This is a genomic window from Sphingomonas sp., assembly GCF_035317925.1.
Classification (GTDB): domain Bacteria; phylum Pseudomonadota; class Alphaproteobacteria; order Sphingomonadales; family Sphingomonadaceae; genus Sphingomonas_I.
In genome coordinates this window covers 19,149-40,950 of record NZ_DATHFV010000044.1, presented here as the reverse complement: position 1 = coordinate 40,950, position 21,802 = coordinate 19,149, and the positions used below count along the sequence as shown (strand labels likewise).

Annotated in this window: 21 protein-coding genes and 1 pseudogene; 16 read left to right on the top strand and 6 right to left on the bottom strand. The window is 65.7% G+C overall.

What is annotated here, in order from left to right; translation table 11 throughout:
• Positions 1–293: aldehyde dehydrogenase family protein (locus VK533_RS03575; RefSeq protein WP_324375084.1), on the top strand; the 293-nt coding region annotated here is incomplete at its 5' end.
• A gap of 129 nt (positions 294–422) precedes the next feature.
• Here VK533_RS03575 and VK533_RS03570 read toward each other — a convergent pair.
• Both VK533_RS03570 and VK533_RS03565 read right to left on the bottom strand, forming a co-directional pair.
• A complete protein-coding gene (locus tag VK533_RS03570) occupies positions 423–740 on the bottom strand; it encodes an endonuclease domain-containing protein (protein ID WP_414712277.1) in 318 nt (105 codons plus the stop codon).
• A gap of 135 nt (positions 741–875) precedes the next feature.
• Complete coding sequence (locus VK533_RS03565) at positions 876–1,538, bottom strand: cytochrome b (protein WP_324375082.1); 663 nt, start codon at positions 1,536–1,538, stop codon at positions 876–878.
• Between the two features lie 147 nt (positions 1,539–1,685).
• Between VK533_RS03565 and cobA the strand changes: the two genes are divergently transcribed.
• From cobA to VK533_RS03540, 5 genes are read left to right on the top strand one after another with little or no spacing between them, the layout of a single operon-like run.
• Positions 1,686–2,474, top strand: a complete 789-nt coding sequence (gene cobA, locus VK533_RS03560; RefSeq protein WP_324375080.1) for a uroporphyrinogen-III C-methyltransferase — start codon at positions 1,686–1,688, stop codon at positions 2,472–2,474.
• Positions 2,471–2,767, top strand: a complete 297-nt coding sequence (locus tag VK533_RS03555; protein WP_324375078.1) for a DUF2849 domain-containing protein — start codon at positions 2,471–2,473, stop codon at positions 2,765–2,767. The genes cobA and VK533_RS03555 overlap by 4 nt, the downstream gene beginning before the upstream one ends.
• Positions 2,768–4,396 carry a nitrite/sulfite reductase gene (locus VK533_RS03550; RefSeq protein WP_324375076.1) on the top strand — a complete coding sequence of 543 codons (1,629 nt, stop codon included), beginning with the start codon at positions 2,768–2,770 and terminating at the stop codon, positions 4,394–4,396.
• Positions 4,393–4,815, top strand: coding sequence for a DUF934 domain-containing protein (locus VK533_RS03545; protein ID WP_324375074.1), 423 nt, complete (start codon positions 4,393–4,395; stop codon positions 4,813–4,815). Before VK533_RS03550 ends, VK533_RS03545 begins: the two co-directional genes overlap by 4 nt.
• Complete coding sequence (locus VK533_RS03540; RefSeq protein ID WP_324375072.1) at positions 4,808–5,587, top strand: phosphoadenylyl-sulfate reductase; 780 nt, start codon at positions 4,808–4,810, stop codon at positions 5,585–5,587. The genes VK533_RS03545 and VK533_RS03540 overlap by 8 nt, the downstream gene beginning before the upstream one ends.
• Here the strand turns inward: VK533_RS03540 and VK533_RS03535 are convergent.
• From VK533_RS03535 to thiS, 3 genes are all read right to left on the bottom strand, one after another.
• On the bottom strand, positions 5,584–5,817 hold the full coding sequence (locus VK533_RS03535) for a hypothetical protein (RefSeq protein ID WP_324375070.1): 234 nt from the start codon (positions 5,815–5,817) through the stop codon (positions 5,584–5,586). The two genes, VK533_RS03540 and VK533_RS03535, sit on opposite strands and share 4 nt — an antisense overlap.
• 207 nt (positions 5,818–6,024) lie before the next feature.
• Entirely contained in the window at positions 6,025–9,045 is a 3,021-nt protein-coding gene (locus tag VK533_RS03530; protein WP_324375068.1) for a TonB-dependent receptor, read from the bottom strand.
• 83 nt (positions 9,046–9,128) lie between these two features.
• Complete coding sequence (gene thiS, locus VK533_RS03525) at positions 9,129–10,133, bottom strand: sulfur carrier protein ThiS (protein WP_414712276.1); 1,005 nt, start codon at positions 10,131–10,133, stop codon at positions 9,129–9,131.
• Between the two features lie 128 nt (positions 10,134–10,261).
• Between thiS and accB the strand changes: the two genes are divergently transcribed.
• From accB to VK533_RS17235, 7 genes and pseudogenes are all read left to right on the top strand, one after another.
• Positions 10,262–10,726 (top strand): acetyl-CoA carboxylase biotin carboxyl carrier protein, encoded by a 465-nt coding sequence (gene accB / locus VK533_RS03520; protein WP_324375065.1) that lies wholly within the window; start codon positions 10,262–10,264, stop codon positions 10,724–10,726.
• Positions 10,727–10,732: 6 nt separating this feature from the next.
• Positions 10,733–12,085 (top strand): acetyl-CoA carboxylase biotin carboxylase subunit, encoded by a 1,353-nt coding sequence (gene accC / locus VK533_RS03515; protein ID WP_324375063.1) that lies wholly within the window; start codon positions 10,733–10,735, stop codon positions 12,083–12,085.
• A complete protein-coding gene (locus VK533_RS03510) occupies positions 12,082–12,444 on the top strand; it encodes an ACT domain-containing protein (RefSeq protein WP_324375062.1) in 363 nt (120 codons plus the stop codon). Before accC ends, VK533_RS03510 begins: the two co-directional genes overlap by 4 nt.
• A complete protein-coding gene (arsC, locus tag VK533_RS03505) occupies positions 12,441–12,776 on the top strand; it encodes an arsenate reductase (glutaredoxin) (RefSeq protein WP_324375061.1) in 336 nt (111 codons plus the stop codon). The genes VK533_RS03510 and arsC overlap by 4 nt, the downstream gene beginning before the upstream one ends.
• A gap of 61 nt (positions 12,777–12,837) precedes the next feature.
• Complete coding sequence (locus VK533_RS03500) at positions 12,838–13,452, top strand: PEPxxWA-CTERM sorting domain-containing protein (RefSeq protein WP_324375060.1); 615 nt, start codon at positions 12,838–12,840, stop codon at positions 13,450–13,452.
• A gap of 87 nt (positions 13,453–13,539) precedes the next feature.
• Positions 13,540–14,373, top strand: coding sequence for a diacylglycerol/lipid kinase family protein (locus VK533_RS03495; protein ID WP_324375059.1), 834 nt, complete (start codon positions 13,540–13,542; stop codon positions 14,371–14,373).
• Between the two features lie 1,001 nt (positions 14,374–15,374).
• Positions 15,375–15,476, top strand: a pseudogene (locus tag VK533_RS17235) (PEPxxWA-CTERM sorting domain-containing protein); the annotation flags it as partial.
• Positions 15,477–15,499: 23 nt separating this feature from the next.
• On the opposite strand, the gene uvrB reads toward VK533_RS17235, so the two are convergent.
• Complete coding sequence (gene uvrB, locus VK533_RS03485) at positions 15,500–17,698, bottom strand: excinuclease ABC subunit UvrB (protein ID WP_324375057.1); 2,199 nt, start codon at positions 17,696–17,698, stop codon at positions 15,500–15,502.
• A gap of 155 nt (positions 17,699–17,853) precedes the next feature.
• Here uvrB and VK533_RS03480 point away from each other — a divergent pair, with 155 nt between their 5' ends.
• From VK533_RS03480 to VK533_RS03470, 3 genes are read left to right on the top strand one after another with little or no spacing between them, the layout of a single operon-like run.
• Positions 17,854–19,209, top strand: a complete 1,356-nt coding sequence (locus tag VK533_RS03480) for an oligosaccharide flippase family protein (protein WP_324375055.1) — start codon at positions 17,854–17,856, stop codon at positions 19,207–19,209.
• Positions 19,206–20,048, top strand: a complete 843-nt coding sequence (locus VK533_RS03475) for an arylamine N-acetyltransferase family protein (RefSeq protein WP_414712275.1) — start codon at positions 19,206–19,208, stop codon at positions 20,046–20,048. Before VK533_RS03480 ends, VK533_RS03475 begins: the two co-directional genes overlap by 4 nt.
• Positions 20,045–21,304, top strand: a complete 1,260-nt coding sequence (locus VK533_RS03470) for an MFS transporter (protein ID WP_324375051.1) — start codon at positions 20,045–20,047, stop codon at positions 21,302–21,304. The genes VK533_RS03475 and VK533_RS03470 overlap by 4 nt, the downstream gene beginning before the upstream one ends.
• Positions 21,305–21,802 lie beyond the last annotated feature (498 nt).

The window sequence follows — 21,802 nt, the reverse complement described above, 5'->3', positions numbered from 1 at the left end:
TCGATGCCGCCATCGCCGAGGCCAACGCCACCCGCTACGGCCTCGCCGCGAGCGTGATCACGAGCAAGCCCGAGCTCTACGACCGCTTCTGGGCCAACGCCCGCGCGGGCGTGATCAACTGGAACCGCCCGACCAACGGCGCGCCGTCCAACGCCCCGTTCGGCGGGGTCGGCGCGTCGGGCAATCACCGGCCGAGCGCCTTCTACGCGGCGGATTATTGCGCTTACCCGGTTACGTCGGTGGAAGCGGAGCAGGCGCGCGCGACGATCGGGCAGGGGTTGCTGGAGGGCTGAGCCAGCTTCCGGACGGATCGAAACGCCTCAGTCGGACGATGTCGGTTTTCCACCCGCTAACGGACGCTCCGATCCTCCCCCGCGAGGGGGAGGTGGCAGGCGCAGCCTGACGGAGGGGGAGGGCGGCGATCAGCCCGCGGGTCGATCTCGTCGCTCAAGCGCGATCGTCATGATTTCGCGAACGACGCCCTCGAGGTTGGTCAGGACCTCGCCCGCCGAATAGCGCAGCACGTGCGTGCCCTGCGTCGCGAGCCATTCGTCGCGCACGGCATCCCGCTGCGGACGGTTGCCCCGGTTATGCGCTTCGCCATCGACCTCGATCGCCAACCTGGCCGCGGCGCAATAGAAATCCAGTACATAGCCATCGGCGGCATGTTGCCTGCGGAAACGTAAGCCGGCGTCGTTTCCGCGAAGGGCAAGCCAAAGGCCAATCTCCGGCGACGTCATAGCCTTGCGCAATCGCTTCGCGTTGCGTCGGGCGCTATCCGAGCCTTCGAGACGTATCGCCGCCCTCCCCCTCCGTCGCCTTCGGCGCCACCTCCCCCTGGCGGGGGAGGATCACGTCAAGGCAATGCGACAGACCTAAGCCGCCGTATCCCAATGCTTCGGCTCGGCCTTGCCCACGCCCATCCGCGCCAGCTGGCGCCTCTTGTCGATCAGCTCATGCTTGAGCGCGCCGGCGATGTGCAGGATCAGCAGGAACAGGAAAATCCAGCCGATCGTGCCGTGTATGTCTTCGAATTGCTCATGCGTTTCCTTGAGCCTGGCCGGCCCATCGGGGCCCTGGCCGATATCGGTGATCGGCTTGAGCTTGGGCAGCGGAATCACGCCCCAGATCAGGGTCTGGTGCGGCTTGGGCGGCCCGATCGGCTGCGGCGGCGGGGCGGCGCCTTCGACCGCCGGCTTGGGCTTGTCGACATGCGCCGACAGCATCGCCCAGCCGGTCAGCGGCGCCGCCAGCATCGCGCAATAAAGCAGGAAATGAACGACGTTGGCGAGGCCCTTCTCCCACTTCGCCATCGGCAGGAAGGGCGGCGGCTTGTGCGTCAGCCGCCAGATGATCCGCAACACCGTCAGGACGAGAATGGTGATGCCGGACGAGACGTGGAACTGGAATGCCGCCTTGGGCAATGTGTCGTGCAGCAGGCCGGTCGTCAGATTGTAGAGTATCAGAACAGCAATCGTCCAATGGAGGATGATCGCCCCTTTGCTGTAGCGCAGCCGCGCCGCCGCATCGTCCACCATGTCCGGGCTCCCAAGTCGTTGTCGGACATGGGTCTATCGTAGCGCGCCTGGGGTTCAAAGTGCTGAAGCGACGAAAGTATCTCTAGCGCACCCCCAATTATCGCTCGATTGCGCGAGCCGCGCCGAACGACCATCTCCCGCTCCATCATGGCGAGCCTTCTCGATCCCCAGTCACGCGGCAAAGTGATCCTGGTCGGCGCCGGTCCCGGCGACCCCGGCCTGCTCACCTTGCGCGCGGTCGAAGCGCTCAAATCGGCCGATATCGTGGTGCATGACGGCCTGATCGACCCGCGCGTGCTCGATTACGCCCCTGCCGACGCCCAGCGCATCTCGGTCGCCAAGCAGCGCGCCCGCCACACCTTGCCGCAGGAAGCGATCAACGCCTTGATCGTCGCGCATGTCCGGACCGGCGCGATCGTCGTGCGCCTCAAGGGCGGCGACCCGTTCGTGTTCGGGCGCGGCGGCGAGGAGGTCGAGGCGGTCCGCGCCGCCGGCCTCACCGTCGAGGTCGTGCCCGGCGTCTCCGCCGCTTTGGGTTGCGCGGCCGAGGCGATGCTTCCGCTCACCCATCGCGACTGGTCGAGCGCGGTCAGCTTCGTCGCCGGCCAGTGCAAGGGCTTGTCCGAACAGGATTGGTCCGGCCTTGCCGGCGTCGGCCGCACGCTCGTCATCTATATGGGCGTCGCGTCGGGCGGCTGCATCGCCGATAAATTGATGACCGACGGCCTCGCCCCCGACATGCCGGTCGCGGTGCTCGAGCGCGGCACTCTGCCCGGCTCGCGTGCGATGCGCACCGTGCTCGCCGATCTCGGCGGCCTGATCGATCGCGAGAAGGTGCAGAGCCCGGCGATCATCGTCGTCGGCGAAGTCGTTCTGCTGTCCGACGCGGAAAACCGGCTGACGGCGTTCGCTTCGCAGGCGGAGGCTTTGTCGTGAGATTGCTCACCGGCAACGATCTCGTCACCGGCGACGTCATCTGGTGGGCCGACGGCGACTGGTCGCGCCTCGTCGCCGATGCGGTCGACGTCGGCGAAGGCGCGGATGCGATCGCCAAGCGCGAGGAAGCCGCGCGCCGCGTCAACGGCCCCTATATCATCGATGCCGAAGCCGGCCCGCACGGCCCGGTGCCGCTCCACATCAAGGAGCGGATTCGCGCCGCCGGCCCGACCGTGCGCCGCGATCTCGGCATCCAGGCGGCCGAGACCGCATCCGAAAGCTGGGTGATCTGAATGTATCGCTATGACGATTACGATCAGGCGATCGTCGACGCCCGCGTCGCGGAATTCCGCGATCAGGTCGCGCGCCGCCTGTCGGGCGAACTGAGCGAGGATCAGTTCAAGCCGCTGCGGCTGATGAACGGCCTCTATCTCCAGCTTCACGCCTACATGCTGCGCGTCGCCATTCCCTATGGCACATTGAACGGCACCCAGATGCGGATGCTGGCGCATATCGCGCGCAAATATGACCGCGATTACGGCCATTTCACCACGCGCCAGAACCTCCAGTATAACTGGATCAAGCTGGAAGACGCGCCCGACATCGTCGCCGAGCTGGCGACGGTCGAGATGCATGCGATCCAGACCAGCGGCAATTGCATCCGCAACATCTCGTCGGATCAATATGCGGGCGCGGCGGCGGACGAAGTGGCGGACCCGCGCCCTTATGCCGAGCTGCTGCGCCAGTGGAGCACGTTCCACCCCGAATTCACCTATTTGCCGCGCAAGTTCAAGATCGCGGTGATCGCCTCCGAAGACGATCGCGCGGCGATGCGGCTGCACGATATCGGCCTGCTGTTGAAGCGGAACGACGCCGGCGAGCTGGGCTTCGCGGTCTATGTCGGCGGCGGCCAGGGCCGCACCCCGATGGTCGCGCCACTCATCCGCGATTTCGTGCCGGCGGGCGAGTTCGTGAGCTATCTCGAGGCCTGTTTGCGGGTCTACAATCGCTACGGCCGGCGCGACAATATCTACAAGGCGCGCATCAAGATCCTCGTCCACGAGATCGGCGCCGACGAATATCGCCGCCAGGTCGAAGAAGAATTCCTCCACGTCCGCACGCTGGCGCTCGATCCGCCCGCGGCCGAACTGGAACGGATCGCGGCGATGTTCGCGCTCCCGGAATTTGTCGGCAGTTCGACCGAACTCGATCGCAGCGACCCCGATTTCGCGCTCTGGCTCGACCAGCAGACCGCCGCGCACAAGCGCGAGGATCATGCGATCGTCACCGTCAGCCTCAAGCCGATCGGCGGCATTCCGGGAGACGCGACCTCGGCGCAGATGGACCTGATCGCCGATCTCGCCGAACGCTACAGCCATGACGAATTGCGCATCACGCATGCGCAGAACATCGTCCTGCCCCATGTCCGCAAGGCCGATCTCTACGCCGTGTGGCAGGCGCTCGACGCCGCCGAACTGGCGACGCCCAATCTCGATCTGCTGAGCGATATCATCGCCTGCCCCGGCCTCGATTATTGCAGCCTCGCCAATGCCCGCTCGATCCCGCTCGCGCAGAAATTGTCGGAGCGCTTCAGCATGGCGACGCAGCGCGATTTCGGCGAGGTGAAGCTCAAGATTTCGGGCTGCATCAACGCCTGCGGCCACCACCATGCCGGCCATATCGGCATCCTCGGCGTCGACCGGCACGGGACCGAGAATTACCAGCTCTCGTTCGGCGGTTCGGGCGCGGAGGATGCGAGCCTCGCCAAGATCGTCGGCCCCGGTTTCTCCGAGGACGGCGTGGTCGATGCGGTCGAAAAGGCGCTCGAAACCTACCGCGCGCTGCGTACCGAGGGCGAGCGCTTCCTCGACACCTATCGCCGGGTCGGGCTCGAACCGTTCAAGGCGGCGATCTACGCATGACGTTGATCCGCTTCCGCACCGACGAGGCGCACGAGGAGCCCGCGGGCACGCTCGACGAATTCCTCGGCCAGTCCAACGCCACCGCCGTGCGGCTGGAGGCGGGCGAGGACGCGCGCGCGCTCATCCCCTATCTCGACCGGCTGGCCTTGATCGAGATCGCCTTTCCGGCCTTCCGCGACGGGCGCGGTTACTCCGCCGCGCGCATCCTGCGCGAGGCCGGTTATGTGGGCGAACTCCGCGCGCAGGGCGACATCCTGCTCGATCAGGTAATCGACTATCGCCGCTGCGGCTTCGACGCGCTCGCGAGCGAGGCCCCGCTCGATCCACAGGCGGTCGAGGAAGCGCTCGCGCGTTTCCCGGCGGTCTATCAGAAGGCCGCCGACGATCGCGCGCCGGTGTGGAAATTGCGTCATGGCTGAGGCCGCGCGCAAGCTCGACACGATGGACGTGCGCCCCGCTTTCACCCAGGCGGACGTCGACGCGCTCAATGCGCGTTATGCCGGCGTGCCGGCGGCGGTGATGCTGCGCGAATTGCTGACCGGCGAACTGGCCGGGCGCACCGCGCTCGTGTCCTCCTTCGGCGCGGAATCGGCGGTTTTGCTGCACCTCGTGGCCGAGATCGATCGCGCCATCCCGCTCATCTTCACCAACACCCAGAAGATGTTCGGCGAGACGCTGGCCTATCGCGACGAATTGTCCGAGCGGCTCGGCTTCACCGACATGCGCGTCTATCGCCCCGACCCCAAATTGCTCGCCCAGAAGGACGAGACCGGCCTGCGCTGGTCCTACGATCCCGACGGCTGCTGCGCGATCCGCAAGGTCGAGCCGCTCCAGCGCGCGCTCAAGGGCTTCGATGCGTGGATTTCAGGCCGCAAGGGCTTCCAGTCGGGCACGCGCACGGCCCTGCCCTTGTTCGAGCTCGACCATGAGCATGCCGACGGCCCCAAGCTCAAGATCAACCCGCTCGCCAGCTGGTCGAAGGACGAACTCAACGCCTATTTCGACGCGAACGAATTGCCGCATCACCCGCTCGAGGCGGAAGGCTATCTCTCGATCGGCTGCTCGCCCTGCACCAGCAAGGTCGCCCCCGGCGAAGATCCGCGCGCCGGCCGCTGGCGCGGCTGGGACAAGGTCGAATGCGGCATCCACACGCCCCTCGACGGCCCCAGCGCGGACGATCCGATCTTCTAAGGCAATGGCCTGCTGGCCCGATCGATCATGATCGATGCTTCCAGGGCGGCCATCGTCTCGTTCGCGGCTTGGCGGGCGAAGATCGAGCCGATCCCGACCAGCAGAACGCGTTGCTGCGTGGTCAGGCTGGATTCGAGATCGGTGACAAGGTCCACCAGCGCGCGGGCCAGTGCCACCGACCAAAGCGGATCTTCGGGCAGGATGCGCGCCAGCATCTGCATCTGGGTCATCGTTTGGTGCCAAGGGGACGATTCCGGCATGATCAACCTCACTGCTCACACGTTTGCCCCCACAGGCATTTCCGCTTTGGTTTCGGTCTTTTAACTAAAGCCTAACGACGCGCCGAACCGTTGACGCCTGTTCGACCGAGCGCGACGTCTTCGGCACAGCGAATGTTTCCCCTCACCGGAGCTGACGTTTCGAACGCCGGGCCGGTCTTAGAAAATCAGCTTCCGGATACTGATCGACACCGTCCGCCCCAAAGGATCCAGATAAGCCGGCTGATAGCGCAAAGGCGTATCGTCATTGTCGTCGCGCACGCGCTGGCGGCTGTTGAACAGGTTGTTCACGCCGAAGCTGACACGCAGGCCGCGCGCCCACGGCTTGGCGATCAGCTTGGGCATCTGCCCGAGGTCCGCGAACAGGCGGAGGTTGAGCGTCGCCAGATCCGAGAAATGCAGGTCGCCGGTGGTGCCGGTGCCGTCGCCATGGACGAAGGTCGCGCTCTTCCAATTGCCGTCGGCGCGGATGCCGATGCCGTTGTTCGAATAGCCGAGCTGCAGCTGGACCTGATGTTCGGACTGGCCGCCGCCCGCGCCGACCGAATCGCCGTTGAGCAGATCGAGCAGGGGCACACCCTGCCGGATCAGCACATCGTCGCGGATCGTCCACGTATCGTAGATCGCGACCTGCAGCCGGCCCGAAGCCTGACCCAGCCGACCGCCGCCGCCCCCGCCCCGGCCACCACCACCACCACCACCACCACCGCCGCCACCGAAGCCGCCACCGCCGCCCCGGAAACCGCCGCCGCCCGGAGGCGGCGCGGGCGGCGTGCCCGGGGTCGACCCCAGCGCGCTGGCGACCTGCTGCCCTACCGGCGCATTGGCTGGTGGCGTCTGACCGCTAGCTGGGGGCGTCTGAGCAGTGGCGGCCGGCGTCTGCCCGTTCGCCGCCTGCTGCTGCTGGCGCCGCGCCTGCGCGTCCGCGCGCGCTTTCGCCAGATCGGCCTTGTTGCCCGCCAGAGTCGGCTGGAAGCTGTTGAACGGGATCGGCGGCGGCAGATTCTGCCCCGCGCGGCGTGCGGCGATCCACGCTTCGAACTTCTTCTGGATGATCGAATGGAGGTTGATCGAGAAATTGAGCCCGTAGCGGATCGAATCCTGCCGCTCGCGCGCGAAATTGGTCGCGCGCGTGTCGATCTGGACCAAGTCGCCATCGGCATTGCGGATGAAGCGGTCGGGGAAGGCCGCCTCCAGATCCGCGGTCGGCTCGGGCAAAGACGCGATCGCGTTGTTGGTCACGGTGTGGAAGTAATTGGCGACGATCGTGAGGTCGTTCTTGTCGCCGAACGGCTTCAGCGTCAGCCCCAGCTTCCACGTCTGCTTGCGATCGTGCAGCAGGTCGGGATTGCCGCCGCTGGTCTGCGTCACGTCGACCGTCTCGCCGCTGACATAGTCGAACACGCGCACCTGCGGCGTGATCACCGTCGGATCGCCGAGCTGGTTGACGCTCGGCGCGTCGCCCTGCTTGGTATAGGACCCGATCAGGTTGATCGGCGCGATCGGCGTCCACACGAAGCCGCCGCCCAACGTGGTGAGCGTGCCGAAATCGGACAGATGATTGACCGCCAGATTGGCGTTGAGCGACAGGCTCCCCATCCACGGCAGCACGCCCGTGCGGCGGCTGGTCAGCGGCAGATCGAAATTGATCTGGCCGTTGGCGTTGCCGCGATTATTGCTGTTCGTCTGCGTGAACAGGCCGCGCGTCGAGGACGCGTCGAAGCCGGTATAGGCAAAGCCGACCTTGATGTTGGTCGACAGGTCGCCCGCCGGTACCTTGATCAAAGGCCCGCCGACCAGCGCCTGGACATCGCCGCTGTTTGAGATCGAATGCGCGCGGTTGGTCTGCAGCCCGCCCAGATCGCCCGCCGCGAAGGGCGCGAACGGATTGGCGGTCGGGTCGAGCGCGTTCAGCCGCGCCTGGAAGCCGCTCGTGTCGATTCCGGTCTGCGTCTTGGTCAGGCTGTCGGTATGATCGTAATTGCCCGTTACCGACCAGCGCCAGCGGCCCTTGTCGCCGTTGACGGTCAGGCCGGCATGGCCGGTCAGCGTGTCGGTGCGCTGATGCAGCGGATCGGTGTCGAGATAGCGATAGACCGAAACCGGATCGGCGAATGGCGAGAAGGGATCGCCCACCGGCAGCGCGAACGCCGTGGCGGGCAGGCCGCGCAGGCTGTCGCCGGTCGTATAGGACAGGGTGGTGTTCAGCGTCAGCGTCGAGCGTGCGAAGATCGGCCGCGCATAGACGACATTGCCGCTCCATTGTTGCGACGAGGCCTTGAGCGTGCGGTCGCGCGTCACGTCGGTCGCGTTGGGCTTGTTCGCGCCCGGCACGAAGGCGGACAAGGCCGGCGCACCGCTCGCGGCCGATGCCGGCACGCCTGCGACGGTGACCGTCTGCCCGGCGAGCGCGCTCAAGGCGGGATCGATCTCGCTACGCGGGGAGCAGGTGGCCGAATTGCCGGGGGGGCAAACCGGAATGCCGACATTGCCGGTCAGGTCGAACGGCTGGTTGGTGCCGATATCGGTGACGTTGCGCTGGCTTTCGAGCAGCTTGGCATTTGCCTGATAACGCAGATTGACCGTGAAGCGGTTGTCGCCGCGGATGCGGACATAATTGGCTTCCGGATTGACGCTGGTGCCGCCGCCCTCGGTCGAAGTGCTCCCGCCCGCCTGCCCGATCAGCGCGAGGAAGCGCTCGCGCAGCACGATGTTCACGACCTTCTGCTCGGCCGAATAACCGTATTTGAGCGCGACTTCCTCGGGCAATATCTCGACGCGCGAGATCGCCTCGGTCGGCAGATCCCGGATTTCGCTGAAGCTGGAAATGCGCCGCCCGTTGAGCAGGATGACGGGCTGGCCGCCGCGCCCGCTCGTCGTCTGCGGCGACAATTGATCGAGCAGGTCGGAGATATTGTTGACGCCATAGGCCCGCACGTCGGCCTGGTTGAGCGTCACCTCGGGCGGGATATCGCCGACGACCGATCCGCGCGGCTTCTGGCCGGTGATGACGACATCCTCGTCATCGCTGTCGGCGGCGGCTGGCGGCGGCGCGGGCCGGCTGGTGACGGGCGGTTTAGGGGCCGAAGTGGAAGCGGTCGCGGTGGAAGCAGTCTGGGCCAACGCCATTTCGGGCGTCAGCAGAAGTGGCAGCCCGAACAGGAACGATATTTTGCGCACGCACAGCCCCTAAAAATCCGAACTTGAACGCAAGCTTTCAGGGCTTCCGTCGCCGGAACGAAAATTTCCGTGTGGTTTTCGCGTCAGATCAGGCCGGCGAGCGGACTCGATGGATCGGCATAGCGGCGCTTGCCCATGCGGCCCGCGCGATAGGACAGCCGCCCCGCCTCGACCGCCGCCTTCATCGCCGCCGCCATCATGATCGGGTCCTTGGCCTCGGCGATCGCGGTGTTCATCAGCACGCCGTCGCAGCCCAGTTCCATCGCCACCGCCGCGTCCGACGCCGCGCCGACGCCCGCATCGACCAGCACCGGCACCTTGGCGCCTTCGACGATCAGCCGGATCGTGACCTGGTTCTGGATGCCGAGCCCCGATCCGATCGGCGCGCCCAGCGGCATGATCGCGACCGCGCCCGCATCCTCCAGCCGCTTGGCGGCGATCGGATCGTCGACGCAATAGACCATCGGCAGGAAGCCCTCCTTGGCGAGGATCTCGGTCGCGCGCAAAGTCTCGACCATGTCGGGATAGAGCGTGCGCGCCTCGCCCAGCACCTCCAGCTTGACCAGATCCCAGCCGCCCGCCTCGCGCGCCAGCCGCAGCGTGCGGATCGCATCCTCGGCGGTGAAGCAGCCCGCGGTATTGGGCAGATAGGTGACCTTCTTGGGGTCGATGAAGTCGGTCAGCATCGGCGCGTGGCGATCGGTGACGTTGACGCGCCGCACCGCCACCGTGACGATCTCCGCACCGGACGCCGCGACCGCCGCCGCATTCTGCTCGAAATCCTTATATTTGCCGGTGCCGACGATCAGCCGCGAGCGGAAGCTGCGCCCCGCCACCGTCCAGCGGTCCTCGTCCACTGGAGCGGCGTGATCTCCACCACCAACGAAGTGGACAATCTCGAGATCGTCGCCATCCTCCAGGCAGACCTGCGCCAGCGTCGAACGCGGCACCACTTCGAGGTTGCGCTCGACCGCCACCTTTTCCGGCACCAGCCCGAGCTCGTTCGCCAGCGCGGCGATGCTCATACCCGCCATGACGCGCTTATGCTCGCCATTGACCGTGATCGTGATCGTGCCGTCGCTGTGAATCGGAGTCGTCATGCGCTCGCTCTAAGAGCTGCATACGAAGGATGAAACCCGTCTCGGCGTTGCTGCGCTGGACTGATGCGCCGCGCCCTGCCAATAGCGCCGCTTCACTTTCGAGAGGGCATCGGTGGATGACCGAAACCAATAACTCTTCGATGCAGGTCGATGCCGGGCTGGTCCGCCAGCTCGCCGAACTGCTCGATGATACCCGACTTACCGAAATCGAGGTCCAGGACGGCGACCGCCGGATCCGCGTCGTGCGCAATATCGCGATTCCGGCGCCCGCCGCGCCCACACCGGTCGCTGCGCCGGCCGCTGCCGCGCCTGCCGCCGCGCCGGCGCCTGCCCCTGCGGGCGATCATCCCGGCACGATCAAGTCGCCGATGGTCGGCACCGTCTATATGTCGAGCGCGCCCGGCGTGAAGGCGTTCATCGGCGTGGGCACAGAGGTCGCCGCCGGCGATACGTTGCTGATCGTCGAGGCGATGAAGGTGATGAACCCGATCCTGTCGCCCCGAGCGGGCAAGGTCACGCAAATCCTGGTCGAGAACAACCAGCCGGTCGAATTCGATCAGCCGCTCGTTGTCGTAGAGTAAGCCCTCGTGGCTGAGATCAAGAAGGTCCTGATCGCCAATCGCGGCGAGATCGCGCTCCGTATCCACCGCGCCTGCCATGAAATGGGCATCAAGACGGTCGCGGCGCATTCGACCGCCGACGCGGACGCGATGCATGTGCGGCTGGCGGACGAGGCAATCTGCATCGGGCCGCCGTCGGCGACCGAATCCTATCTCAACGTCCCCAACATCATCTCGGCGGCCGAGATCTCGGGCGCGGACGCGATCCACCCCGGCTACGGCTTCCTCTCCGAGAACGCCAAGTTCGCCGAGATCGTCGAAGCGCACGACATCATCTGGATCGGGCCCAAGCCCGAACATATCCGGACGATGGGCGACAAGATCGAAGCCAAGCTTACGGCCGCGAAGCTCGGCCTGCCGCTCGTCCCCGGATCGGACGGCCCGGTCAAGGACATCGCCGAGGCGAAGAAGGTCGCGAAGCAGATCGGCTATCCGGTGCTGATCAAGGCGGCTTCGGGCGGCGGCGGGCGCGGCATGAAGGTCGTGCCCGACGAAGGCCAGCTCGAAACCCTGATCGAGCAGGCGGGCAGCGAGGCGGCCGCCGCGTTCGGCGACGCGACCGTCTACATGGAAAAATATCTCGGCGATCCGCGCCACATCGAATTCCAGGTGTTCGGCGACGGAGAAGGCAACGCGATCCATCTCGGCGAGCGCGATTGTTCGCTCCAGCGCCGCCACCAGAAGGTGGTCGAGGAAGCCCCCTCGCCGGTCATCTCCGCCGAGCAGCGCGCGGAGATGGGCGGGATCGTCGCCCGCGCGATGGCCGACATGGGCTATCGCGGCGCGGGCACGATCGAGTTCCTGTACGAAGACGGCAAATTCTACTTCATCGAGATGAACACCCGCCTCCAGGTGGAACATCCGGTGACCGAGGCGATCACCGGCCTCGATCTCGTCCGCGAGCAGATCCGCATCGCCGAGGGCCACCCCCTCACGCTCCGCCAGGAGGATGTCGTCTTCCGCGGCCACGCGATCGAATGCCGCATCAACGCCGAGGATCCACGCACCTTCGCGCCCTCGCCCGGGCTGGTGACGCAATATCACGCCCCCGGTGGCATGAACGTGCGCGTCGATAGCGGGCTCTACGCCGGCTACCGCATCCCGCCTTATTACGATTCGATGATCGCCAAGCTGATCGTCTACGGCACCACCCGCCAAGGCGCGCTCCGGCGGCTACGCCGCGCGCTCGAGGAGTTCGTGGTCGACGGCGTCAAGACGACGATCCCGCTCCACCAAGCCTTGCTGGACGATCCCGATTTCCAGACGGGCAATTACACGATCAAGTGGCTGGAGCAGTGGCTGGCGAACCAGGAGGATTGACCGACCTCGGTCTTCTCCTGGCGGAGATGCGGCCGGTGCTGCACGACGAGCCTTACGCGTTCGAACTGCTCGACCCCGACGCGCCTCTGCCCGCGGACGTGTTCGCTTTGATCTGGGAGCCGGAAGGCATGACCCTGATCGCGCCCTTCCCCGACGGCGAATGGGCCCGGATCAGCCTCACGGTCCATTCGAGCCTGTCGGCGGTGGGCTTGAGCGCCGCCGTCGCCCGCGCGCTCGCGGATCGCGGCCTGCCCGCCAATATCGTCGCGGGCTTTCACCACGATCATATCCTCGTCCCGTGGGAACGGCGGCATGAGGCGATCGACATCCTGACCGCGCTATCGGAGCCGTCCTCGTGAAAGCCACCATCTACCATAATCCGCGCTGCTCGAAGTCGCGCGAGACGCTCGCCTTGCTCGAAGCGGCGGGCGCGGATGTGACCGTGGTCGAATATCTCAAGACGCCACCCAGCCGCGCCGGGCTTGCCCGCCTCTACGCCAAAGCCGGCATGACCCCGACCCAGGGCCTGCGCACCGCCGAGGATTCCGCCAAGCCGCTCAAGGGCGCGTCCGACGATGCGATCCTCGATGCGATGGCTGCCAATCCGATCCTGATCGAACGCCCTTTGGTCGAGACCGAAAAGGGTGTGCGGCTCGGCCGCCCGCCCGAAAAGGTGCGCGAGATCCTCTAGCGGATTCGCTTCGTTACGCCGCCGATGCTATCGGCCGGCTCTTAGCTTTGGGGGCAATGATATGAAGACGGTGATGATGCGTGCGGCGCTGCTGGCGTCGGCTCTGGGCCTTGCCGTTCCGGCGGCCGCGCAGGTGCGCTATTTCGAATTCTCGGTCAGCGGCTTCACCGATGGCGCTACCCTGACCGGCACGTTCTCGGGCGACGACACCAACAACGACGGCACGCTGGCGGGCTATTCCGCCCTAAATCTATTCGAAGTCACGGACTTCAGCGCGCATTTCAGCGGCAACAGCCTCGTCGGCGCGCAGGATTGGACGTTCGCGGATTTCCAGACGAATGGCGGCCTGTTTTATGATTACGGTCCGACGCTGAACAGCATGACCGGCGCATATGGCGCGGACGGCGTCGTCGTCATCAATCCGGCCTCCTTTGCCATGATAGGCGGCCCGAATGGCACGGGCTTGCAGTGCGACGGTACCAATCCCTGTTTCCGGATCGCCTCGCTTTCCGGTGGGGTTACCTATCTAGACAACACTGTCGAATCGAGCGTCGTGACGGAATTGGACGCCCCTTTGGGCGCACCCGAACCCGCCAGCTGGGCGATGATGCTGGGCGGCTTCGGGCTGATCGGCGCGGCGATGCGGCAGCGCACGCGGCGCGTCCGGTTCGCCTGAACGCGCGGGGACATCCGGGCTGAGGTAGTGATTGTTGCGCTCGGGACGGGGCACTAAAGCGCTGCCTCCCTCTCGAACGTACGCATCGTGACCCAGCCCACCGTCCAACTCTTCGTCAATCCCAACGCGGGCTCCGCCTCGCGCAAGCGAGTGGCGGCGCTGGTGCGCGCGTTCGAGGCCGCCGGCGCACGCATAGTCTTCGGGCAGTCTGAAGTCGCGGCGGACGCGACCCATGTCTGTGCGGTCGGCGGCGACGGCACCTTGCGCCATGTCGCGGCCGCGATCGCCCGCGCAGGCCGGCCGCTCGCGCTCAGCCTCTATCCCACCGGAACGGTCAATCTGCTCGCACGCGAGTGCGACTATCGCCTCGATCCGGCCGGTTTCGCCGCACGCGTGCTCGCAGGGACGACTCGTACGCACCACAATGGCCTGATCGGTACGACCCCCTTCTTCACCTGCGCCAGCGTCGGGGCCGACAGCTATGCGGTCGCGGCTTTGTCGACCGCGCTCAAGCGGAGGATCGGCCGCCTCGCCTATGGTTGGTCCTTCCTGACATTGCTGATCCGCTGGCCCCGTCCGCATCTGCGCGTCATCCATGACGGCGGCGAGGTCGCATGCGAGGCGGTCTATATCGCCAAGGGCCGCCTGTTCGCGGGGCCGTGGAGCTTCGCGCCCGAGGCGGCTTTGGGCGATCCCCTGTTCCACGTCGTCACGCTCGGCCGCGCCACGCGCCTGCTCTACGCGCGCTTTCTGTGGCGACTGGTCGCAGGCAAGTCCGTGATCATGCTGCCGGGCGTGACGCATTTCACCTGCGCGGCGCTGCGGATCGAAGGCGACGCGCCGCTCGAAGCGGACGGCGACATCGTCGCGCGCTTGCCGGTCGATATCCGCATCGATCCGGCGACCCTGACCTTCGCCTGACGGCGGTCCGGCGCCACCTGCCTATATAGGCAATTGTGCCGGCGCCCCCGAATCCCGACAAGCGCGCCAAATGTGGGGTAATTGGGGGTCTAATCATGAAGGCGGTTTTGCGTACGGGCGTGGCCATCGCCGCGGCATTCTTGATGGCGCAGGGCGCGATGGCGTCGGATTGCGAGAGCGAAGGCGATTGCGGCGGCCCCAGCGGTCCGCCGTCGCTTCCCGACCTGCCTTTTCTGGCCGTCAGCCAGAGTGCGAGCTATTTCGCCATTCCGTCGGATGGCTGGAACAGCAACGTCGTTCAGGGCACGTCCTATTACAACGGCAATGCCGGCCAATTCTATCTGTCGACCTTCGGCGGCGGCGTCGGCGTGCCCTTCGATAATACGGTTCATACCTATGGCGGCGGCAATTCGGTCGTCACTTTACAGAACTATTTTTCGCCGGATCCGACGATTGCCGTCACCGCGCATCAGGACCTCTATCATGGCCGCGCCGATGTCGGCGTGACGATGGGCTATCTGGTGACCCTGGCGACGCCCAACGCCGCGACGGCGGACGCGATCCAGGCGCTGATGGGGTCGAACCCCTTCGCCACGGTGCAGGGCAACTACAACCTCAGCGCGTCGGGCTATGGCGAGAGCTATGCCGGCGCGTTCAGCGCCTACGGCCCCGATGGCGACAGCAGCTATAGCATGTTCACGCAGTGCGATGACGGCACCAACACCAGCTTTAGCGACCATAGCGGCGGCTGCGGGGCCGGCGCGTTCAACATCAACCTCGGCTTCGTGCGCGGCGATCAGTTCGCGGACGGCAATTCGAATTACTTCTACGCGGTGATGAACATCACCGCCGAAGCCGATGCCGGCATCGGCAATCTCGGCATCTGGCCCGGCGACGCGGCGGCGTTCATCGATCCGACGATCACGCTGTCCGGCCTGCTCGCGCCCTATGGCAATCTGCTGACGCTCGACGTGGGCGGCTTCGGTCCGCCGCAAGCGCAGTCAGCCGCGCCCGAACCGGCGAGCTGGGCGCTGATGCTGGGCGGCTTCGGCCTGATCGGCGCGACGATGCGCGGCCGGCGGACCAAAGTCCGCTTCGTTTGAGTGTTAAGGCGCGGCGGAGGCGATCAGCGTCCGCCGCGTTTGCCCATCCGGCTCTGCTTGGCCTTGCCGTACCTGGTCTGACGCGTGCCCGGTTTGCCCAGCGTCGAATTGCCGCGGATCGGCGCGTGGCTCGGCTCGTGCGGCAGGCCAAGCTCGTCGGCCTCGAGCTTCCTGATCTCGTCGCGCAGGCGGCCCGCTTCCTCGAACTCCAGGTCGGCTGCGGCGGCGCGCATCTTCTTTTCGAGATCCTCGATATACGCGCGCAGATTGTGGCCGACCATGTGCGGCGCGTCCTCGATGCCGGTTTCGACCGTCACCTGATCGCGCGACGACAGATGGCCGACGATGTCGCTGATACCGCGCCGGATCGTCTCGGGCGTGATGCCATTTTCGAGATTGAACGCCGCCTGCTTCTCGCGCCGGCGCGAGGTTTCGAGCATCGCGCGTTCCATCGATCCGGTGATGCGGTCGGCATAAAGGATGACCTTGCCGTCGACATTGCGCGCCGCGCGGCCGATCGTCTGGATCAGTGACGTCTCCGAGCGCAGGAAGCCCTCCTTGTCCGCATCGAGGATCGCGACCAGCCCGCATTCGGGGATGTCGAGCCCCTCGCGTAGCAGGTTGATCCCGACCAGCACGTCATAGACGCCCAACCGCAAGTCGCGGATCAGCTCGATCCGCTCGAGCGTCTCGACGTCCGAATGCATGTAGCGGACCTTCATGCCCGCCTCGTGCAGATATTCGGTCAGATCCTCGGCCATGCGCTTGGTCAGCGTCGTGACGAGCGAACGATAGCCCTTCTGCGCGGTCAGCTTGGCCTCGTGCACCAGATCGTCGACCTGGCTCTCGATCGGCCGCACCTCGACCGGCGGATCGATCAGTCCGGTCGGGCGGATCACCTGTTCGGAGAAGACGCCGCCGGTCCGCTCCATCTCCCACGGCCCCGGCGTCGCCGAGACATAGACCGATTGCGGGCGCATCGCGTCCCATTCGTTGAAGCGCAACGGCCGATTGTCGATGCACGACGGCAGGCGGAAGCCATATTCGGCGAGCGTGATCTTCCGCCGATGATCGCCGCGCGCCATGCCGCCGATCTGCGGCACCGTCTGATGGCTCTCGTCGACGAACAGCAGCGCGTTCTCCGGCAGATATTCGAACAGGGTCGGCGGCGGCTCGCCCGGCAGCCGGCCGGTCAGGAAGCGGCTGTAATTCTCGATGCCCGCGCAACTGCCGGTTGCCGCGATCATCTCCAGATCGAAATGGACGCGCTGCTCCAGCCTTTGCGCTTCCAGCAACTTGCCCTCGATCTGCAATTCCTTGAGCCGCTCGGCCAGCTCGAACTTGATCGCCTCGGTCGCCTGCTTGAGCGTCGGCCCCGGCGTCACATAATGGCTGTTGGCGTAGACCCGGACTTCCTTGAGCGTCGCCGAGGTCTTGCCGGTCAGCGGATCGAATTCGGTGATCTGCTCGATCTCGTCGCCGAAGAAGGCGATCCGCCACGCGCTGTCCTCATAATGCGACGGGAAGATTTCGAGCGTGTCGCCGCGCACGCGGAAATTGCCGCGCTGGAAGGCCGCGTCGTTGCGCTTGTATTGAAGCGCGACCAGCTTGCGGATGATCTCGCGCTGGTCGACCGTCTGGCCGGTCTTCAGGTCGAAGATCATCGCCGAATAGGTCTCGACCGAGCCGATGCCGTACAGGCACGACACCGACGCCACGATCAGCACGTCGTCGCGCTCGAGCAACGACCGCGTCGCCGAATGGCGCATCCGGTCGATCGCCTCGTTCACCGAGCTTTCCTTCTCGATGTACGTGTCGGACCGGGGCACATAGGCCTCGGGCTGGTAGTAATCGTAATAGCTGACGAAGAACTCGACCGCATTATCGGGGAAGAAGCTCTTGAATTCGCCGTACAATTGCGCGGCGAGTATCTTGTTGGGGGCAAGGATCAACGCCGGCCGCTGCAGGCTCTCGATCACCTTGGCCATGGTGAAGGTCTTGCCGGATCCGGTCACGCCCAGCAGCACCTGATCGCGCTCGCCGCCTCTGGCCTGCTCGACCAGTTCGGCGATCGCGGTCGGCTGATCGCCCGCCGGTTCATATTCCGCCACCAGCCGGAAAGCCTTGCCGCCCTGGCTCTTCTCGGGCCGCTCGGGACGATGGGGGACGAACGTCTCGCCGGTTTCCGGCTCGGCGAGACTCGTGCGGATCTGGATTGCCATATCCACGCTATATGGGCGTTGCGGGCACTCGGTTCCAGCCGGCCTGCTGTCAGCATCATGTCAGCAGTCAGCCTCGGCCGGCACGCACGCCTTCGCATTTGCGTAACCCAACCCGCTCTTTATAGCGGCTCCAAGACCTCAGCAGCCGGATATCCATGCCTGTAGCCCGCGGACTTTCCGTCCAGCGCCTTCGACAGCTTGCCACCGGCGGTGCCGCGAGCATCGCGATGAGCGTCGCCGTCACCAACGTGCTGCGCATCGTCAGCAGCATGACGCTGACGCGCCTGCTCGATTCGCATGCGTACGGCGTCGTCGGCGTGATCACCTCGATCACCGTCGTGCTGGCGATGCTGTCCGATATCGGCCTGCTCGGCTTCATCGTCCGCCACAAGGACGGCGACGACCCCACTTTCCTCGACCAGATCTGGACGTTGCGCGCGCTGCGCGGGCTCGGCCTCACGATTGCGATGGCGGTGCTGGCCAAGCCCGCCGCGATCCTGCTGGGCAAACCCGAACTGACGCCGGTGATCGCGGTCTGGAGCCTCAGCTTCCTGCTCGACGGCCTGTCGTCGCTCGCCTTCGCCACCGCGATCCGCAATCAGCAGCTCTGGCGGCTGAGCTCGCTCGATCTCGCGTCCAACGTCATGATGCTTTTGGTCTCGATCAGTTTCGCTCTGGTGTGGCCGAACTATTGGGCGATGATCGCCGGCATGGGCGCGGGCGCGATCCTCAAGCTCATCCTGTCCTACGTCCTGTTTCCGGCGACGCGCCGTCGCTTTCATTTCCATCGCGGGCGCTCGCGCGAATTGTGGCAATTCTCGCGCTTCATCGCGCTGTCGAGCATGCTGTCGCTGCTGATCTTGCAGTCCGACAAACTGGTGCTGGCGCGGCTGATGCCGCTTTCGGCCTTCGGCCTCTATGCGATTGCGGTCACGCTTTCGTCCGCGCCCGGATCGCTCGCTTCGCCTTACGCCACCCGCATCCTCTACCCGATCTATGCCCGGATCGCGCGCGAGGCGCCGGATGCGCTGCGCGGCACTTATTATCGGGCGCGGCGCAATTTCTCCCTGCTCTACATGTTCGCGGTCGGCGGCATGCTGGGCAGCGCGCCGCTGATCATCGCGATCCTGTACGATCCGCGCTATCGCGGCGTCGCGCCCTTCCTCGAACTGATCACGATTTCGGCGGTGCTGCGCATGTCGAGCCTCGCCGCGAACGAGGTCATGGTCGCGACCGGCCGCATGAACGTGACTTTCCTCGCCAACGTGTTCCGCGTCGCATGGCTCGCGATCGGCGGCGGCATCGGACTGTGGACGGGCAACATCATGCTGCTGGTGGCGATGGTCGGCACGACCGAACTGCCAGGCATGATCTGTTACTGGTGGTTCCTGCACCGCGCCCATTTGCTCGATCTGCGCGAGGAGGCTTATGGCCTGGCGGCGGGCGGCACCGGCGCCGGCCTCGGCTGGCTGTTGGCCATGACCGTGCTCCATCTGTTTCCGGGGCTATGACGATGGCATTCGATCTCGGCTTCTATCTCGCCCGCATCGGCCTCAAGGAGCCGCCGGCGGCAACCGCCGAGGGCCTCGCCATACTCCAGCACGCGCACCGGCTGGTGATCCCGTTCGAGAATCTCGACGTCATCCTCGGCCGTGGCATCGCGATCGACAGCGCGTCGGTGTTCGCCAAGCTCGTGACCGCGCGGCGCGGCGGCTATTGTTTCGAGCAGAACCGCCTGTTCGGCGACGCGCTCGACGCGCTGGGCTTCGTCTGGCGGCCTTTGCTCGGGCGCGTCTGGCTCGGCTACGAAGGACCGCCGCCGGGCAAGACGCATGCTTTGTGCCTCGTCACGATCGACGGGCAGGATTGGATCGCGGACGCGGGCTTCGGCGGTTCCTATGCGCCGCCGATGCCGCTTGCCGACGGTGAGACCGCGCCCGCGCCCGACGGCTCCCAGTTCCGGCTGATGCGCGATCCGCTTTACGGCTGGATGCTCGAGCGCGAAGGCCATCCCGGCGCCACCGACGGCCGCGGCGCACAAGAAGGCTGGGTTCCGCAATATAGCTTCACGCTCGATCCGGTGTTCGCGGCGGACCTCGCTATGTCCAACCACTGGACCTCGACCGCGCCCGGGACCCGTTTCACGCAATTGCGCATCGTCAGCGTCGCCTTGCCCCATGGCTATGCCGCCATGACCGACCGCTTCTACCGCCGCCGCAATGGCGAGCAGGAGGCGTCGGGCGATATCGAGGATCCACGCGTCTATCGCCTGCGCCTCAGCATGATGTTCGGCATCGATCTGAGCGCAGACGAGGTCGCCGCGCTCGGCCTGTTCCAGCAAGCGGCATGAAACGCGCCGCGCCTCTCCGTTCGATCCTCGGCGGCGCGGCGGGCAATCTGGTCGAATGGTTCGACTGGTATGTTTACTCGGCCTTCTCGCTCTATTTCGCGAAAGCCTTCTTCCCGGGCCAGGACCAGACCGCCCAGTTCCTCGCGACCAGCGGCATCTTCTGGATCGGCTTCCTGATGCGCCCGATCGGCGGCTGGCTGCTCGGCCGGATCGGCGACCGCTATGGCCGCCGCACCGCGCTCGCGTGGAGCGTGGCGCTGATGGGCGGCGGCTCGCTGCTCCTCGCCGCGATACCCGGTTATGCGCAGATCGGGATCGCCGCGCCGATCCTGCTGATGTGCGCGCGCATCGTCCAGGGCCTCAGCCTCGGCGGCGAATATGGCGCGGCCGCCACCTACCTGTCCGAGATCGCGCCCGAAGGGCGGCGCGGCCTGTGGTCCAGCTTCCAATATGTCACGCTCTATGGCGGCCAGTTGCTCGCTTTGGCCTTCCTGCTCGGCCTGCAGGCGAGCGGCGCGAGCGAGGCCGCGATGTCGGGCTGGGGCTGGCGGCTGGCGTTCGTGGTCGGCGCCGCCCTCGCCTTCGGCGTCTATCTGCTCCGCCGCAATATCGACGAGAGCCCGGTCTTCGCCAGCGAAGCCGCGCCCGAGCGGCGGGCGGGCGGCATCGCGGAATTGTGGTTCAACCATCGCCGTGCGGTGCTGATCGCGTTCGGGCTCGCCATCGGCAGCAACGTCGCTTTCTATACCTACACGACCTATATGCAGAAATATCTGGTGGTTAGCTCCGGCTTCGCCAAACCGGCCGCAAGTCAGATCTGCGCGCTCGCGACGATCATCGCGATCCTGCTCCAGCCCGCATTGGGCGTGCTGTCCGATCGGATCGGGCGCAAGCCTTTGCTCTACTGGTTCGCGATCGGCGGCATCGTCGGCACCGTCCCGCTGATGACCGCGATCGGCCGCACGCACAATCCGCTGGTCGCCTTCGCGCTGGTGCTGACGGCCCTGGTGATCCTGTCGGGCGCGACCGCGACCAATGCGATCGTCAAGGCGGAGCTGTTCCCGCCCCATGTCCGCGTGCTCGGTGTCGGCCTGCCCTATGCGATCAGCCAGTCGATCTTCGGCGGCTCGGCCGAAGCGGTCGCGCTCAGCCTCAAGCAGGCCGGCCATGAAAGCTATTATTTCTGGTACGTCACCGCGATGATCGGTGTTGCGCTGGTGGCCACGATCGCGTTGCGCGAGAGGCGGGGGATCTAGGCTTTCAGTGGCCGCTTTCGACCCAGTTGCGGCCGTTTCATGTTTCTGCAAGGCTACCTAAATGCGGCCCTTCCCAATGATCAGTTTGAGCTTCTTTGCGCTTTCCTCATGTGGAGCGAAAGAAGTTCAAATAGCTGCTGATCGATGTTGGTCAGTTTCAGCCGGAGACAAGGTCGCGGGTACCGCGATCCTCTCAACATTCAAACAACGGTGTACCGAATGCGGGGCCAACGTGGGCGGACGAAACTGCGTCCCCGCGGGCCTTAGCATCGAGAACGACGACGTCCGGCGGTCGTATTACCGCATCGTACAAGCGGCTCCTGCGCGCAAATTCGGTATCGTCGAACGAGAGGTGTATCTCTCAGGAAAGGTCGTCTCCGACGCTACCGGAAAGCCTTTGATCATCGCCGACCAGCTGCGGCCAATTGATTGATCAGCAGACAACTCGCGACGGCTGCATTTTTGATACGCGCTAAGAGCAGACTTTCCCGAAACCAC